We start from the raw sequence: 795 nt of genomic DNA, 5'->3' as shown, positions 1-795 counted from the left end.
ATATAGGATAGGTTTTTTTAAATATGCAACATCAAATGCTATAGATGATACATCAGTAATTAAAATATCCGTATTGCTTATTACATCTTTATAGTTAACACGATCCATAACTTCAATATTAGGTATTGTATCAAAGAACTTTGAAAACCTCGCTTGCATTTTCGGGTGCAAACATAATTTAACTTTCATATTATTTTGCTTTGCTATATTTTGAATTTCAGAGTTAGATAAAAATTCGATTAAACTTTTAAAGAATAAACTATTTAAAAATTCATTGTCACTTACACCCAATAAATTTGGTCTCCAAGTTGGCATAATTGTAATACATTTTTCCTTCTTCTTATTATTACTTTTTAATAAATCAAATCTAGGTAAACCAGAAAGTAAAACTTCTTTTTCACTAAAACCATATTTTTGAATAACCTCTTCTTTTTCTTTTTTAGCGCTTGTAATAAAGTAGTCCATAGGTTTATTACGTTTGTGTAATAAGGTAGAAAGGTCATTTTGAAGAATACCATGTTGTAAAAAAACGAATTCAAAATCTAATAACTCTCTTATGAACTTACCGTTAATTGTGCCAAAAGGATTGTTTAAATATGTCTCAGAATGTGAAGAAAATACTTTTTCTGCCTTAAACATTAACAGATGATGTTTTTTACTATTAAAGCCAACAACTTTTGATCCATATTTGTTTCGTAATTTTATATAGTCTGGACTAGATGAATTAATTAAAAAGAAAGGTGTTACATCTTTTTGATTCTTATAGACATAATCAAATAATGCCTCTGCATTATC

General features: G+C 26.5%; 1 protein-coding gene. It reads right to left on the bottom strand.

Going from position 1 to position 795, the window contains the following annotated elements; all coding sequences use genetic code 11:
• The coding region (locus tag ACF91D_RS30970; RefSeq protein WP_392438587.1) for a CDP-glycerol glycerophosphotransferase family protein at window positions 1-795 on the bottom strand (795 nt) is incomplete at both ends.

It is taken from the genome of Staphylococcus sp. 231237_7MaSpsaltlick, from assembly GCF_043107035.1.
Note: the sequence above shows the minus strand (reverse complement) of the source record. Positions and strands in the feature narration are given on the sequence as shown.